Genomic DNA, 15,760 nt, shown 5'->3' with positions numbered 1-15,760 from the left:
CAGGTGAGTAGAGCGGGGAAATTTAGCATGCGGCCGCGGCCGGCCACGCCCGCGCCAGGATCGCCGCCACGTCGGCGCCCCCCGCCAACTCGCCGAAGACGCCGCCCGTGGCGCCCAGGCGGTTGACGACGAAGCCCTGCGCCACGGCCTGGGGCGCGTGTTGGATCAACAGCGCAGCCTGCCACAGCCGCGCCAGGCCGCAGGCGATGCGGCGGGCCTGGAACTCGGCCTGGGCCGGGTCCGCCAGCAGCGCGCGCCAGGCCGCCAGCGCGGCATCGAATTCTCGATACTGGCCGCTGGCGGGTGCAAACTCGGCTTGCAGCGCCGGCAACGCCTCGGGTTCGCGCTGCAGCGCCCGCAGCACGTCCAGCGCCATCACGTTGCCCGAGCCTTCCCAGATGGAATTGACCGGCGTTTCGCGATACAGGCGCGGCATCGGCCCTTCTTCCACATAGCCGTTGCCGCCCCAGGCCTCCATGCATTCGGCCACTGCCGCGATGGCCCGCTTGCACACCCACAGCTTGGCGGCCGGCGTGCCCACGCGCGCCAACGCGCGCGCGCCGGCGTCGCCGCGCTCGTCCACTGCCCGCGCCAGCCGCAGCGCCAGCGCCTGCGCGGCCTCGGATTCCAGCGCCAGGTCGGCCAGCACGTTGCGCATCAGCGGCTGCGCCAGCAGCGGCTTGCCGAAGGCCTGGCGATGACCCGCATGGTGCAGCGACTGCACCACGGCCTGACGCAGCAGCGCGGCGCTGCCCAGCACGCAATCGAGCCGCGTGGTCGCAGCCATTTCCAGCAGCACCGCCAAGCCGCGCCCGGGTTCGCCCACCATGGCGCCCCAGGCGTCTTCGAACTCGACCTCGGCGCTGGCGTTGCTATGGTTGCCCAGCTTGTCCTTCAGGCGCCGGATGCGGATGGCGTTGCGCGGCCCGCCCGGAACCCAGCGCGGCACGAAAAAGCAGCTGAGTCCGGCGTCCGTCTGCGCCAGCACCAGGTGCGCGTCGGCCTGCGGCACCGAAAAGAACCACTTGTGTCCGACGATACGGTACGCGCAGCCGCGGCCGGCCGGGCCCAGCGGTTCGGCCCGGGTGGTGACGGCGCGCAGATCCGAGCCTCCCTGCTTCTCGGTCAGCCCCATGCCGATGAGGGCGCCGCGCTTGCTGGCCAGCGGCGCGTCGGCGCCATCGAATTCGCGCGAAAACAGCGCCGGCAGCCAGTCGCCGCCGTAATCGACCACGCCCGCCGGTTCGCGTTGCAACAGCGGCACGGCGGCGAAGGTCATGGTGGTGGGACACAGCGTGCCGGCCTCGACCTGGCCCTGCATCAAGTACGCCGCCGCGCGCGCCACCTGCGCCCCCGGCACCGGCTGCGCCCAGGCCCGGCTGTGCAGGCCGCGCGCCGCGATGCCGCTCATCAGCAGTTGCCAGGCCGGATGGAATTGCACATGGTCGATGCGATGGCCGCTGCGGTCGTAGGCCAGGAGCCGCGGCGGGCAGCGGTTGGCCTCGGCGCCTGCGGCCAGCGTCTGGGCGCGGCCCAGCCAGGCGCCATGCGCGGCCAGGTCGCCGGCCCAGGCGCCCGCGCCCTCGCGCTGCGCGGCGTCACGCAGCGCCGGGTCGGTCTCGTACAACGAATAGTCTTCCAGGGGCGGAACCTGGTTCAGCACAGTGTGGGTCGCGAACGAAGTCATGCTGGCTCCCGGCGATGCGTTGATGCGCCGCGCGCGATGGGCGCGCGGCATTGCCCTGCCCGGCGCCCCCCAGCCTATCTGGCGATGGGTGCCACCCGCTGCCACGGCCGCAGGGCTTCGACCTGGGCGGCCAGTTCCAGCAGCCAGGCCTCGCTGCCCAGCGGCCCCATGACCTGGATGCCGATGGGCAGGCCGTCGGCCGACAGGCCGAACGGAATGGAAATCGCCGGCATGCCCGTCAGGTTGGCCAGCGGCGCGAAGGGGGAATAGCCGATCACGCCCTTCTTGCCCAGACGGTAGGCCAGGTAGTCGGCATTGTCCATGGCATAGCGGCCGATGGGCGCGGGCAGTTGCGCCAGCACCGGCGACAGGAACAGGTCGTGGCCCTGCGCGCCGTCGCGATGCAGGAAGCGGCCGATGCGCCGCGTGATCTCGTGGCAGGCATCCACGCAGGCCACGTATTGCGCGCCGGAAATGGCACGCGCATATTCACGAGCCCCCAGCGTGGTGGGCTGCAGTTCGTCGGCGGCCAGGCGTCGGTTGCGGGCGCCGACGAAGCTGTCGATGGCATTGGCCGCGGCGCTGGCGATCAGCGGCAGCATGGGCGACAGCACTTCCTCGGACCCCACCGGCGGCGCGGCCGTGACGAGTTCGTGGCCCAGCCCGGCGAAGAACCGCGCGGCCTCTTCGACGGCGGCCGCGACTTCCGGGTCGATCGCCGCGCCTTCGTAGGTGGTGCTGATATAGGCGATGCGGCGGCGCGGCGCGCTCGCCGGGTCGGCGCCCACGCGCGAAACGATGTCCAGATAGCTATCCTGCGGCTTGGCGGGCGACGCATACGGCGCGCCCACGTCGGCCCCGGCACTGATGTCGAGCGAGGCGGCGCAATCGCGCACCGACAGGGTCATCATGTGTTCGGTGGCCAGGCCGCCCCAGCCTTCGCCCTTGAGCGGGCCCAGCGGCATCATGCCGCGCGAGGGCTTCAGGCCCAGCACGCCGCAACACGAGGCCGGAATGCGGATGGAGCCGCCGCCGTCGCTGCCGTGCGCGATACGCACCATGCCACTGGCCAGCGCCGCCCCCGCGCCGCCGCTGGAGCCGCCGGCGCTGTGTCCGGTCTTCCAGGGGTTCTGGGTGGGCGCGCCGTAGACGGGCGATTCGGTGGTGGGGCTCAGGCCCAGTTCGGCGCTGGTGGTGCGGCCGAACGGAATGAGGCCGGCGCGGCGGTAGCGCTTGACGATGTCGGCATCGACCGACCATTCGACCTTGCCGTACAGCACCGACCCCATCATGCTGGGCAGGCCCAGCGCGGCGGTGCCCAGGTCCTTGAGCAAGGTGGGTACGCCCAGGAAGGGGCGTTCACGCAGCAATGCCAGTCGCTGGGCGGACGTCAGGCCGGCCAGTTCCTGGTCCAGCGAGCGGGCCAGGTCCAGCCCCAGTTCGGCCTGCACGCCGCAGGCCGCATTGATCACGGGGTTGCGCGCCGCCACCCTTTCCACGGCTTGCTGCATCGCGGCAAGCGCGGTCGTGGCTCCCTGGGCGATATCGGCGCCCAGCGCCATCGCGTCGAAGGAAGAGGAATCAAGTCGGTCAGCGGTGCCCATGCTTACGATGCTCCAGATATCGACGGCGAATTGCCGCAATGATGAGGATATCGACAGACCGCCCCGGTCACAAGCGCGAACGGGGTCGGATCAGGCGCCAGGATCAGTTCGCAGACGGCGGCGTGGCGCTGCCTTCGCCCTCGGCATCGCTGCCGGGTTCGGCATCCGCCGCATCCAGCCCCTCGCCGCCCAGCAGGCGCTGCGCATCCGCTTCCGGCAGCGCCTCGACGCTTTTCAGGTTGCGCAGCATGGCGCGGGTGCGTACCTCGGTCTGGCCGATCTTGCTGCTGGCGGTGTCCAGCGTCTTCTTGACGCCGGCCAGCGCGTCGCCGAACTTGCCGAATTCCGTCTTGACCGCGCGCAGCACCTGCCAGACCTCGGACGAACGCTGCTCGATGGCCAGCGTGCGAAAGCCCATCTGCAGGCTGTTCAGCAGCGCGGCAAGGTTGCTGGGCCCGGCCACGTTGATGCGCAGGTCGTGCAGCCGATCCAGCAGCCCCGGACGCCGCAGCACTTCGGCATACAGGCTTTCGGTGGGCAGGAACATGATGGCGAAATCGGTGGTGTGCGGCGGCGCCACGTACTTGGACGCGATCAGGCGCGCCTGCACCTCGACCGCCTTACCCAGCGCGGCGCCCGCCGCCTTGACGCCCTCGACGTCGGCGGCGTCCTGCGCATCCATCAGGCGTTCGTATTCTTCCTTGGGAAACTTCGCGTCGATAGGCAGCCAGACCGGCGCGCCGCCGTCGCCGCGGCCAGGCAGGCGAATGGCGAATTCCACCACTGCGTCGCTGCCCGGCACCGGCTTGATGTTGCTGGCGTACTGCTCGGGCGTCATGTTGTCTTCGATCAGCCTCGCCAGCTGCACCTCGCCCCAGGTGCCGCGCGACTTGACGTTGGTCAGTACCCGCTTCAGGTCACCCACGCCGGCGGCCAGTGCCTGCATTTCGCCCAGGCCCTTGTGCACGGCTTCCAGGCGGTCGGACACCTGCTTGAACGACTCGCCCAGGCGCTGCTCCAGCGTGGCATGGAGCTTTTCGTCCACCGTGCGGCGCATTTCATCGAGCTTGGTACTGTTGTCTGCTTGCAACGCCTGCAGGCGCTGGTCCACCGTCGTGCGCACTTCCATCAGGCGACGCTCGTTGATCTGGATAAGCCCCTGCAATTGCTCGCCGAAACCCGTGGCGAACCGGCCCAGCGACTCGGCCGATTCGGCGCGGGCCGCCTGGGCGTCGCGAGTCAACGCGGCGCGCAGGTCGCCGTGGGACTGCGCCAATTCCTGGCGCAGCGCACGGGTGGATTCGGCGAATTCGGTGCGCAAGCCGCGCTGGCCCTCGGCGATATCGGCGCGCAAGGCCCGTTCGGTGCGCTCAAGGCCGTCCAGCAACGCATCCAGCCGGCCATCGTGGCTGGGACGCGACAGCCACGCCATCAGGGCGGCCAGGCAAGCCAGCACCGCGCCACCGGCGGCAATCCACAGCAAAACGTCATTGGACAAGGTCATTCCCCACGCCGCACCCACGGCGGCCGACTGAAATTATAGGGCCGCATCCCTGCCCCCTGTAGCCAACCGAAACGACTTGGCCGACCCAACGCAAGACCAATGGCAAGCAACGGCATTAAACTGTTAACAACACAGATAAAAATCTTAAAATGAGTTGAATACCGCTGATCTCCCCACATCCTGTCCGGCCACCGTCGACTTCGGCTCCGTCTTCGGACCCTTGAATCTCAATGACGAGATACCCGTCGCCATCGGCGGTGACCGCCATATCTTCCAACACCCCCATGCGCCTTCGCTGCTGGTCAAGGTGATGGACATGCAGGCGCGCGCCGTCTACCTGGAAGCGCGCCCCTTCAAGCGCTGGTACAAGCAATACCAGCGCGAAAGCGCCTACCGCGTCTACCTGAACGAATTCACCGAATACGTCACCACCACCACGCGCCCGTCCGGCGTGTGGCAGGTGCCGATGGCGCGCATCGTCGGCGTGGCCCAGACCACGCTGGGCCTGGGCCTGCTGGTCGAAAAGATCACCGATGGCCAGGGCAATATCGCCCCCACGGTGGCCGACCTGGCGCGCCAGGGCAAGATGGACGCGGACCTGTCCGCGCAACTGGATGAATTCGTCGAAGACCTGGCCGATGCCCACGTCGTGCTGCATGACCTGTCGGCCAGCAATATCGCCTGTGGCCAGAATGCGGACGGCAAGTCGGGGCTGTTCCTGATCGACGGCTTTGGCGTGCTGCCGCTGGTGCCGGTGTATGCCTGGAGCAAACGGCTGAACCGCAAGCGCATCCAGCGCAAATATGCCGACATGCGCGCCGCCATGGCGCGGCGGGCCCGCGAAGCCGCCCTTCGGGCGGCCGCCCAGGACGGCTCGCAAGCGCAGGTCTGACGACCCGCGTCGAACGCCCCGGCGCCGCGAAGCGCCCGGTTCAGGGCGCGTGCGGCAGCAGCGCCCCGTCCCGATCCACCCATTGGTAATCACGCCCCGCCACCTGCCCCCGGCGCAAAGGGTTGCGGGTACAGAAGGCCGCGTAGGCCGGATCGACGTAGCGGTATTCCAGGTGTTCGTCGCGCCCCGGCGGTATGCCCAGCCGCGTGGTGCTGATGAGCGCCGCGGGCGCCTGGCCCACGTCTTCGACATACAGCGCTTGCGGATCGAAACGACGCGCATCCCAGTCCGGCACCTTCAGGCCCAGCGCCCGGCACAGCAGCGTCTGGCCCGCGCACAGCCTGGCCGGCGGCCGCGGCTGCCCTTGCGCATCCGGGTTCAGCTGCTGCATGCGCGCCAGCGCGTCGGGGCCGGACAGCGCGTCGGACCAAGGGTAGGCGGACTTGATCAGCACGGCATTGCCGGGCCCGGCGGCGCTGAAATTAAGTGAATCACCGCCGCGCGCGTAATACATGTAGACCACGCCCCCGTCCATGAACAGGGCGCGGCGCTTGTGCGTGTAGCCCAGCGACGCGTGGCTGCCCTTTTCTTCCAGGTAGTAGGCTTCGGTTTCGATGATGCGGGCCGACAGCCACAGGCCGTCGACCCGGTGGCGCACCACCTTGCCCAGCAGGTCGCGCGCAAGCGTACGGGCGTCGCGATTGAAAAAGGCATCGGGCAGCGCGTTGCCCGCGCGGCGCGATGCCGGGTTGGCCGGGGTGGCCACGGCGTCAGGCGAAACGTTCGCCGTAGCGCTTTTCGCTGAAGCCGACGCCGACCTCGCCATCGGGCGTGACGGTGACTGGCCGGCGCACCAGCGCGGGGAACTCGGCGATCAGCTGGGTCCATTGCGCGTCGGTGGCGGGGGTCTTGCGGTCATCGGACAGGTTGCGCCAGGTCATCGAGGCCCGGTTGACCAGTTTTTCCCAGCCGCCGACCTTGCCGGACCAGGCCTTCAGGGTGGCGGCAGGCACGGGGTGGTCACGGTAGTCGATGAACTGGTGGTCAACGCCGTGTTCGGTCAGCCATTCGCGCGCCTTGACGCAGGTGCTGCACTTGGTCAGGCCATACAGGGTGGTTTGCTTCATTTGGGTTCGGACTCCTTGCGCCATTGCATGCGGTTGGCCAGGATCACGCAGGTGCCCACCGCCAGGATGAACAGGGTGGCCAACGCATTGATCTCGGGTTTCAGGCCCAGCCGCACACGCGAGAACACTTCCATCGGCAGCGTGCTGGAACTGGGGCCGGACAGGAACGACGCCAGCACGACATCGTCCAGCGACAGGGTGAACGACAGCAGCCAAGCCGAGGCCAGCGCGGGTGCGATCAGCGGCAGCGTGATCTTGAAGAACACGGTGATGGGCGTGGCGCCCAGGTCCAGCGCGGCTTCTTCCAGCGAACGGTCCAGGTCGCGGATGCGGGTCTGGATGACCACCGCCACGAAGGCCATGCACAGGGTCACGTGGCCCACCCAGATCGTGAAGATGCCGTTTTCGGCCGGCCAGCCCAGATGGCCGCGCAGTTCCACGAACATCAGAAGCAGCGAGATGCCCAGCACCACTTCGGGAATGACCAGCGGCGCGCTGAGCATGCCCACGTACAGCGCGAAGCCGCGGAACCGGCCCATGCGTCCCAGCACATAGCCCGCCCAGGTGCCGATGATGACGGCGGCCGTGGCGGTCATGGCGGCGATGCGAAACGACAGCCAGGCCGCGCGCAGCAGCGCATCGTCGTTGAACAGCGAGTGATACCAGCGGAACGAGAAACCGGTCCAGGACGTGACGGCGGGCGACTCGTTGAACGAGAACACCATCAGGCTGATGATGGGCACGTACAGGAAGAAGTAACCCAGCCCCAGCACGACGGCGCGCAAAGTCTTGTTGGGACCGTTCATTTGCGGCCTCCGGTCGCCAGTTCCTGCTGCTTGACCTGGTTGTACTGGAACAGCGCCAGGGGCACCAGCAGCAACAGCACCATCACGCAGGTCACCGCCGAGGCCATCGGCCAGTCGGTATTGTTGAAGAACTCGTTCCACATGACCCGGCCCATCATCAGCGTATTGGCGCCCCCCAGCATTTCGGGAATGACGTATTCGCCGACCGCCGGAATGAACACCAGCATGGCGCCGGCAATGACGCCCTGGCGCGACAGCGGCACGGTGATCTGCCAGAACGCCTGCCAGGGCTTGGCGCCCAGGTCGTAGGCGGCTTCCAGGAGGCGCAGGTCCATCTTCACCAGCGTGGCGTAAAGGGGCAGGATGAAGAACGGCAGGTAGGCGTAGACCATGCCGATGTACACCGCCAGGTCGGTGCGATAGATTTCGAGCGGGCTGGAGATGATGCCCAGCCACTGCAGGAAATTATTCAAGAGACCGTCGTTGCGCAGGATGCCGACCCAGGCATACACCCGCAACAGCAGCGAGGTCCAGAACGGCAGGATCACGCCCAGCAGCAGCAGGTTGCGCACGCCGGGCGACGAACGCGCGATGTAGTACGCGATGGGATAACCGATCAGCACGCAGGCCAGCGTGGTGATGGCGGCGATCTTGACCGAGCTGAGGTAGGTGGCGAAATACAGGCTGTCGGTGAAGAGCAGGATGTAGCCGCGCAGGTGCAGGCTGAACTGCACCGCTTCGTCCTTGAATTCCGCCAGCGACGTGTACGGCGGAATGCCGAACTTGAGTTCGGCGAAGCTGATCTTGAACACCAGCAGGAAGGGCACCAGCAGGAACAGCACCAGCCAGGCGAACGGCGGCACCACCGCCAGCGTCCGGCCCGAGGGCAGCCAGTCGCGGGGCGAAAAACGGATCATGACGCCAGCACCGTCGCGCTGTCGGCGTCCCAGCTGACGAAGATTTCTTCGTCGATGCCCGGAGCGTCCATTTGCGCCAGCAGCAGGCTGGGCACGCTGGCCTCGACCATGGCGCCGGAATCCAGGCGGATCTGGTAGAGCGCGTAGCTGCCCATCCAGGCCATGTGGCTGACCATGCCGTGGGCCCAGTTGTAGTCGCCGTCGGGCTGACCGCGCGACACCACCATGCGTTCGGGGCGAATAGAAACATGCACGTCCATGCCCAGCGGCTCGCTGACGCCGTGGCTGACGTACAGCGGCCGGCTCAGTTCGGGGCTTTCGATGGCGACGTGGTCGGGCTCGTCGACTACGATGGTGCCGGTGAACATGTTGGTCGAGCCGATGAAGCTGGCCACGAAGCGCGAGTTCGGGAAGGCGTAGACGTCTTGCGGCGTGCCGCATTGGACGATCTGGCCTTCGGTCATGACGGCCAGGCGGTGGGCCATGGTCATGGCTTCTTCCTGGTCGTGCGTGACCATGATGCAGGTCACGCCCACCTGTTCCAGGATCTTGACCAGTTCGATCTGCGTCTTCTGGCGGATCTGCTTGTCCAGCGCCGACATGGGCTCGTCAAGCAGCAACAGCTTGGGCCGCTTGACCAGGCTGCGCGCCAGCGCCACGCGCTGCTGCTGGCCGCCGGACAGCTGGTTGGGCTTGCGGCGCGAATAGCCCGCCATCTGGACCAGGTCCAGCGCCTCGAACACGCGGTCGTGGATTTCGGCGCGGTCCACGCCTTCCTGCTTCAGGCCGAAGGCCACGTTGGCCTCGACCGTCATGTGCGGGAACAGCGCGTACGACTGGAACATCATGTTCACGGGCCGGCGGTAGGGCGGCACGCTGGTGATGTCTTCGCCGTCGAGCAGGATCTGGCCGGAGGTGGCTTCCTCGAAGCCGGCCAGCATCCGCAGCAAGGTCGACTTGCCGCTGCCGGAGCTGCCCAGCAACGCGAAAATCTCGTTGCGCTTGACCGAAAGATTGACGGAACGAACGGCGACCACATCGCCAAAGATCTTTACCACATCGGCCACCCGGACGAACTCGTCCGGGTCAGCCGAATGCGGCGCCGGGTAACGGCTATCGGTCATGATGGCTATCGTCCAGACTTCAGCTCGGCCCACATGCGGGTTTGCAGGCGCTGGATATTCAAGGGCTGGGCCTTGATGACGTATAAGGTCTTGGAGACCTCGGGCGACGGGTAGATCATGGGGTTGTCCGCCACGTCCTTGACCACGTACTTGCGCGCCTCTTTGTTGGCGTTCGGGTAGAACATGGTGTTGGTGATGGCGGCGTGCACCTGCGGCGTTTCGATGTAGTTGATGAACGCCAGGGCTTCTTCCGGATGCGGGGCGTCCTTGGGGATGACCATCAGGTCGAACCACGCCGGGGCGCCGCCCTTGGGAATGAAATAGTTCACTTCGTAGGACTTCTTGGCTTCCTGGGCCCGCTTGCGCGCGATCATGACGTCGCCCGAGAAGCCGTAGACCATACACAAGTCGCCCACGGCGAGTTCGTCGATGTAGCCGGACGAGCTGAACTGGCGGATGTACGGACGGATCTGTTTCAACACGTCCAGCGCGGCCTTGTAGTCGTCGGCGTTGGTGGTGTTGGGGTCTTTGCCCAGATACTTGAGCACGGCCGGGAACACCTGCGCGGCTTCGTCCAGCATCGAGATACCGCACTCTTTCAGCTTGGCGGCATTCTCGGGCTTGAAGATCATGTCCCAGTTGGCCAGGTCGACGTTGTCGCCCATGATCTGCTTGACCTTGGTGACGTTGTAGCCCAGGCCGTTGGTGCCGTAGCCCCAGGGCACGGCGTATTCATTGCCGGGGTCGACCGTGGCGACCAGCGCCATGACGTCGGGGTCCAGGTACTTCAGGTTGGGCAGCTTGGACTTGTCCAGTTTCTGGAACAGGCCGGCCTCGATCTGGCGCGAGGCATAGTGCGTGGACGGGACAACGACGTCGTAACCCGATTTGCCGGCCAGCAACTTGGCCTGCAGGGTGTCGTTGCTGTCGTAGACGTCGTAGCGGACCTTGATGCCGGTTTCTTTCTCGAAACCCGGAATCGTGTCCGGGGCCGTGTACTCGGCCCAGTTGTAGACGTTGACGACCTTGTTCTGCGCCACCGCGGCCGACGTGGCTGCCATGACCAGCATCGTCCCTAGCGCCCAGCGCATTCCCGCCCTTAGTTTCATTACCAGCCCCCCAGCTATCCGCCGTAAGTTACAGGAGTACCAAAAGGCGAAATCATAAAGCTTTTTAGCAAGGACCTGACCAACTTTACCGGCAGATTTAGCCGAATTTGCCGCAATTAGGCCCCGATTGCGATGAACCGGGCGCCCCGCGCCTTACGGCTGCACGCCCACGCCCCAGGCGGTCCAGTAACTGTCGCGCAATTTGAGCCAGAAGCGCTCGCCCTCGTCGCCGGCCACCTTGACCAGCGAACGGCGCAGGCGATCCAGGTTGCCCTGGCGCTGGCGGTCGGACAGGCCGCCTTGCGTGCCGCGGTCGAAGTCGATCAGCCAGACCCGGCCGTCGGAACCGATCAGGATATTGAAGGCGTTCAGGTCGGCATGCCAGACGCCGGCCCGGTGCATCCGCACGATGGCCTCGGCCACCGGCTGCCACAGCGGTTCGCCCAGGGCTTGCGCCAACGGCCGCACGCCCGGGATGCGTTCGACCACGATGGCCGCACGATAGGTAGGCCCCTGGCGCCAGTAGGCGGCGGCCAGCGGCGCGGGCACCGGCAGACCCTGGGCGCGCATCGCGGCCAGCAAGCGGAATTCGCGGAAGCTGCGGCTGCGGTCTTCGCCGGCCCACAGGTAGGTGTCGCGGCTGATCCTGGCAATGAGGCCGCCGCGGCGATAGCGCCGCAGCACGCCTTGCCAGCCCTGCCCCTGCACGAACCAGGCGGCCTGGCGGCCGCCGGCATCCACGGGCCGGGCCCGATCGCCGTAATGGGACGGGTTGAAGATGTCGGGACCCGACTCGCCCAGGCGGGCGTCGCTGAGCATGGCGCCGGCCAGCGGCGCGGGCCAGGCCTGGCGCCGGGCGCCCGAGACGTCCGGCTTAGCCTTCACGGTTGCGCATCCAGTCGGCCACGCCGAAGAACGACTGCAACAGGCGCTCGACCAGCGCGGGTTCGATGCCCTCGTCTTCCATGGCCCGGCCCATGCAGGCCACCCATTGGTCGCGCTCGACGATGCCGATCGAGAACGGCAGGTGGCGGGCCCGCAACCGCGGATGGCCAAAGCGCTGAATATAGTGGTCAGGGCCGCCGAAGTAGCCGCACAGGAACCAGAACAGCTTGTCGCGGGCCTCGTCCAGGCTGGGGCCATGGGCGGCCCGCAGTTCCTTCAGGTCGGGCTCGATGTCCATCAGGTCGTAGAAGCGGTCGACCAGGGCGCGCACGCCGGGTTCGCCGCCCAGAAGGTCGAAAATGCTGCGGGAAATATCCACGGGTTCGGTAATGATCTGCACGCGGGAACTCATCAGGTTTCTCTCAGGGTGACCAGGGGCGGGGTGCGCAGCACGCCGCGCAGCGCCAGCGCGCCGCCGGCCCAGGCGCCGAGCATACCTGCGCCGACCCCGACCAGCCAGGGCCAGAGACTGAGGGTAATGGTGAAATCGAACACCTGGGTTGATAAAACCCAAGCGATCGCGGTGGCGCCGGCCGCCGCCAACAGGCCGGCCAGCCCGCCCACGGCCCACAATTCAATGCGCTGCGACCGCGCCAGCTGGCTGCGGGTGGCGCCCAGTGCGCGCAGCACCGCGGCTTCGCGCATGCGCTCGTCGCGGGTGGCGGTCAGGGCGGCCGACAGCACCAGCACGCCGGCTGCCAGGGTGAACAGGAACAGCAGCTGCACCGCCCGGCCGACCTCGTTCAGCACCGACTGCAATTGCTGCAGGATGGCGCCGACGTCGAACACCGTCAGATTGGGAAACTGCCGCACCAGCCCGGGCAGCACCTGCGCCTTGTCGGGCGGCAGGTAGAAAGACGTGATCCAGCTTTGCGGCATGTCGGCCAGGGACTTGGGCGTGAGGATGGCGAAAAAATTGACGCGCATCGTATCCCAATCGACCCGGCGGGTGCTGGACACCGCCACTTCCACCTGCTGGCCGGCCACGTCGAAAGTCATCTTGTCGCCCAGCTTGATGCCCAGGGTCTTGGCCAGGCCCGATTCCAGCGACACCTCGGCCGACCCCGGCGTCAGCCAGCGGCCCTGCTCGATGCGGTTGGACGACGGCATCTCTTCGCCGTAGGACAGGTTGAATTCGCGGTCCACCAGCCGCTTGGCGCGCGGTTCGTCGTAGTCGTCCGGCCCCACCGCCTTGCCATTCACGGCGATCAGCCGGCCCCGCACCATCGGCGACAGCACGATGCCGCCCAGGCCCTCGCGGGTCAGCGCATCGGTCACGGCCTGGCGCTGATCGGGCTGCACGTTGATCAGGAAACGGTTGGGCGCGTCCGGCGGCAGCGTGCGCTGCCAGCCCTGGATCAGGTCGGTGCGGGTCATGGCCAGCAGCAGCAAGGCCATCAGCCCGACCGCCAGCGCGCAGACCTGGGTGATGGTGGCGGCGCGGCGCCGCACCACGCCGGCCAGCGCGAAGCGCAGGGCCGGCAAGCCCGCCGCCAGGCCACGCAACCGCGCCAGGCCCAGGATGCACAGCCAGGCCACCAGCGCGAACACGGCGAATGCCCCCAGGAACCCGCCCGCCACCACGCCGCCCAGCTTGGCATCCCCCGCGAACCACCAGATCAGCAGCGCAAAGCCGACGGCGCCCACGATGTACCCGGTGGCGCTGCGGGCGCTGATCGAATCCGCGTCGCGCCGCAGCACCCGGGCCGGCGGCACGTGGCGCAACTGCGCCAACGCCGGCAAGGCAAATCCCAATAACAGCAACAAACCGGTCAGCAAGCCCTGCAATGCGGGAATCGCCGACGGCGCCGGCAAAGCGGTATCGATCAGCGAGGCCAGCACCATCACCAGCACCTGGTGCACGGCATAGCCCAGCAGGCAGCCCGCCGCCGAGGCGAACAGGCCGACCAGCGCGAACTCCAGCGTCAGCATGCGCGACACCTGCGACTGCACGGCGCCCAGGCAACGCATGACGGCAATGCCGTCGCGATGCCGGGTCATATAGCGGCCCGCCGCCAGCGCCACCGCCACCGCGGAAATCAGTACGGCCAGCAATGCCACCAGCGACAGGAAGCGCTGCGCCCGATCCAGCGTGCGGCGCACTTCGGGCCGGCCGGATTCCAGCGTGGCGACCTTCTGGCCGCGCTTCAGGTTCTGGTTGAGCCAGGCAGAATACCCCGCCACCGCATCCGGCTCGCCGGCAGCCAAGAGGGCATAGCCGATACGGCTGCCCGGCGCAATCAGGCCGGTGGCCGGCAGGTCGCTGGCGCGCAGCAGCACGCGCGGCGCCACGTTCACAAACTGCATGCCACGGTCGGGTTCGTAGGTAATCACGCGGTCAATGCGCAGGTGGGCATCGCCCACGTTCAGGGTGTCGCCCACCTTCAGGCCCAGCAGCGACAGCACCTGGGCATCCACCCAGACCGCCCCTTGGGGCGGAATCTCGCGGGTCGACGCATCCGGACTGAACGGCGCATCGGCCACCCGCAGCGCGCCGCGCAGCGGATACCCCGGCTCGACGGCTTTCAGCGCGGCCAACTGGGCGCCGTCGCCGGCACTGACCATGGACGGGAACTGCCAGGTGCTGGACACCTGCAGGCCACGCTCGCGCGCCTGGTCCATGAAGGCCGCCGGCACCGGCTCGTCGGCATCCAGCACCAGGTCCGCCCCCAGCATCTGGCCGGCGTCGCGCTCCAGCGCCCGGCTGACGCGGTCGGCCAGGAAGCCGACGCTGGTCACGGCGGCCACCGCCACCACCAGGGCCAGCACCAGCAGGCGCAGCTCGCCGGCCCGGGCGTCGCGCATCATCATGCGGGCGCCCAGCGCCAGGGTGGTCCAGAAACCGGGGCGCCGGGCCCGCGAGACATCAGGGAAATCCATCATCTGCCAATGTTAACCAACGGCCGGAATGGGGGCCGAATCCCGCTATCATGCGCGAAGCGCCTTGCGGCGCCGCACCTGAAGCTACACAAAAATACCCAAATCCCTGGAGAAGACAATGCGTAAATCCTGGCTCGCGGCCACGATTCTTGCCGCCTGCGCGGCCGCCGTTCCCCTGGCCGCCTCGGCCCAGACCCCCTTGAAGATGGCCTACGCCCTGTCCACGTCGTCGCACTACGGTGCCGGCGCCGACGCCCTGGCCAAATCCATCGAAGCGTCCAGCGGCGGCAAATACAAAGTACAGCAATTCGCCAACAGCGCGCTGGGCGGCGAACGCGAAGTGATCGAAGGCCTGCAGATCGGCACGATCGACCTGGCCATCGTGTCGACCGGCGCCACCCTGAACTTCGTACCCGAGACCGGCGTCTTCGACATTCCCTTCCTGCTGCGCGACCTGCCGCACGCCCGCAACGTGCTGGACAGCAAGATCGGACAGGATATGCTGGCAAAGTTCCCCAGCCGCGGCATCATCGCGCTGGCCTGGGGCGAACAGGGCTTTCGCCACCTGACCAATAACGTGCGCCCGGTGAAGACCCCGGCGGACGCCAAGGGCCTGAAGATCCGCACCACCGAGAATCCGATCCACATCACGGCGTTCCGCCAGATCGGCATTCTGCCCACCCCCATGGCCTGGCCCGAAGTGGCCACCGCCCTGCAGCAGGGCACCATCGACGGCCAGGAAAACCCGCTGTCGGTGATTACCTCGGCCAAGCTGTCGCAGATGCAGAAGTACCTGTCGCTGACCGGCCACGTCTACGGCCCGGCGCTGGTGCTGATGTCGGCCAACGTGTACGACGGCCTCTCGGCCGACGACAAGGCCAAGTTCGACAAGGCCGGCAAGGAATCCGCCCAGGCAATGCGCGCCTATGTGGACAACATCGAGAAGACCGGCGTCGAGCAGTTGAAGAAAGAAGGCATGCAGGTGTCTGAAGTCGACCGCGCAGCCTTCGCCGCCGCCGTCGAACCGGCCTACCCCGAGTACTACAAGAAGTTCGACAAGAAGCTGATCGAAGCGATCCGCGACACCAAGTAAGTCGGCGCACGCGAGCCGCTGCCGCGGCGGAACCCGGTTCCGCCCTGGCGGCGATTGCGCGCCGTGCGGCGG

14 protein-coding genes are annotated in these 15,760 nt (G+C 67.5%); 2 read left to right on the top strand and 12 right to left on the bottom strand.

Annotated elements, in window-relative coordinates; genetic code table 11:
* Positions 1-22: 22 nt before the first annotated feature.
* The 3 genes from AC3WMR_RS04765 to AC3WMR_RS04755 form a co-directional block, all read right to left on the bottom strand.
* Positions 23-1,687 (bottom strand): isovaleryl-CoA dehydrogenase, encoded by a 1,665-nt coding sequence (locus AC3WMR_RS04765; RefSeq protein ID WP_492262830.1) that lies wholly within the window; start codon positions 1,685-1,687, stop codon positions 23-25.
* Between the two features lie 74 nt (positions 1,688-1,761).
* The gene (locus AC3WMR_RS04760; RefSeq protein ID WP_492262829.1) at positions 1,762-3,291 is read right to left on the bottom strand and encodes an amidase; all 1,530 of its coding nucleotides are present in this window, start codon (positions 3,289-3,291) and stop codon (positions 1,762-1,764) included.
* A gap of 103 nt (positions 3,292-3,394) precedes the next feature.
* Positions 3,395-4,795, bottom strand: a complete 1,401-nt coding sequence (locus AC3WMR_RS04755) for a DNA recombination protein RmuC (RefSeq protein ID WP_492262828.1) — start codon at positions 4,793-4,795, stop codon at positions 3,395-3,397.
* 154 nt (positions 4,796-4,949) lie between these two features.
* On the opposite strand from AC3WMR_RS04755, the gene AC3WMR_RS04750 reads away from it, so the two are divergent.
* Positions 4,950-5,687: a PhoP regulatory network YrbL family protein gene (locus AC3WMR_RS04750; protein WP_492262827.1), complete on the top strand. Its 738-nt coding sequence runs from the start codon at positions 4,950-4,952 to the stop codon at positions 5,685-5,687.
* A gap of 40 nt (positions 5,688-5,727) precedes the next feature.
* Here AC3WMR_RS04750 and AC3WMR_RS04745 read toward each other — a convergent pair whose 3' ends face one another.
* From AC3WMR_RS04745 to AC3WMR_RS04705, 9 genes are all read right to left on the bottom strand, one after another.
* On the bottom strand, positions 5,728-6,453 hold the full coding sequence (locus AC3WMR_RS04745; protein WP_492262826.1) for a DNA-3-methyladenine glycosylase: 726 nt from the start codon (positions 6,451-6,453) through the stop codon (positions 5,728-5,730).
* A 4-nt stretch (positions 6,454-6,457) separates the two neighbouring features.
* The gene (locus AC3WMR_RS04740; RefSeq protein WP_492262825.1) at positions 6,458-6,814 is read right to left on the bottom strand and encodes a Spx/MgsR family RNA polymerase-binding regulatory protein; all 357 of its coding nucleotides are present in this window, start codon (positions 6,812-6,814) and stop codon (positions 6,458-6,460) included.
* Positions 6,811-7,620 carry an ABC transporter permease subunit gene (locus tag AC3WMR_RS04735; protein WP_006384055.1) on the bottom strand — a complete coding sequence of 270 codons (810 nt, stop codon included), beginning with the start codon at positions 7,618-7,620 and terminating at the stop codon, positions 6,811-6,813. The genes AC3WMR_RS04740 and AC3WMR_RS04735 overlap by 4 nt, the downstream gene beginning before the upstream one ends.
* Entirely contained in the window at positions 7,617-8,537 is a 921-nt protein-coding gene (locus AC3WMR_RS04730) for an ABC transporter permease subunit (protein WP_025141148.1), read from the bottom strand. Before AC3WMR_RS04730 ends, AC3WMR_RS04735 begins: the two co-directional genes overlap by 4 nt.
* Positions 8,534-9,661 carry an ABC transporter ATP-binding protein gene (locus AC3WMR_RS04725; RefSeq protein ID WP_025141147.1) on the bottom strand — a complete coding sequence of 376 codons (1,128 nt, stop codon included), beginning with the start codon at positions 9,659-9,661 and terminating at the stop codon, positions 8,534-8,536. The genes AC3WMR_RS04730 and AC3WMR_RS04725 overlap by 4 nt, the downstream gene beginning before the upstream one ends.
* Before the next feature lie 5 nt (positions 9,662-9,666).
* On the bottom strand, positions 9,667-10,770 hold the full coding sequence (locus AC3WMR_RS04720; RefSeq protein ID WP_025141146.1) for a polyamine ABC transporter substrate-binding protein: 1,104 nt from the start codon (positions 10,768-10,770) through the stop codon (positions 9,667-9,669).
* A gap of 153 nt (positions 10,771-10,923) precedes the next feature.
* Positions 10,924-11,589 (bottom strand): 3-deoxy-D-manno-octulosonic acid kinase, encoded by a 666-nt coding sequence (locus AC3WMR_RS04715; RefSeq protein ID WP_492262872.1) that lies wholly within the window; start codon positions 11,587-11,589, stop codon positions 10,924-10,926.
* Between the two features lie 55 nt (positions 11,590-11,644).
* Positions 11,645-12,067, bottom strand: coding sequence for a group II truncated hemoglobin (locus AC3WMR_RS04710; protein WP_081821791.1), 423 nt, complete (start codon positions 12,065-12,067; stop codon positions 11,645-11,647).
* The gene (locus AC3WMR_RS04705; protein WP_492262824.1) at positions 12,067-14,598 is read right to left on the bottom strand and encodes an ABC transporter permease; all 2,532 of its coding nucleotides are present in this window, start codon (positions 14,596-14,598) and stop codon (positions 12,067-12,069) included. Before AC3WMR_RS04705 ends, AC3WMR_RS04710 begins: the two co-directional genes overlap by 1 nt.
* Positions 14,599-14,713: 115 nt before the next feature.
* Between AC3WMR_RS04705 and AC3WMR_RS04700 the strand changes: the two genes are divergently transcribed.
* Positions 14,714-15,688 carry a TRAP transporter substrate-binding protein gene (locus AC3WMR_RS04700; protein WP_492262823.1) on the top strand — a complete coding sequence of 325 codons (975 nt, stop codon included), beginning with the start codon at positions 14,714-14,716 and terminating at the stop codon, positions 15,686-15,688.
* Positions 15,689-15,760 lie beyond the last annotated feature (72 nt).

It is taken from the genome of Achromobacter sp. FW305-C-28, from assembly GCF_058783235.1.
Note: the sequence above shows the minus strand (reverse complement) of the source record. Positions and strands in the feature narration are given on the sequence as shown.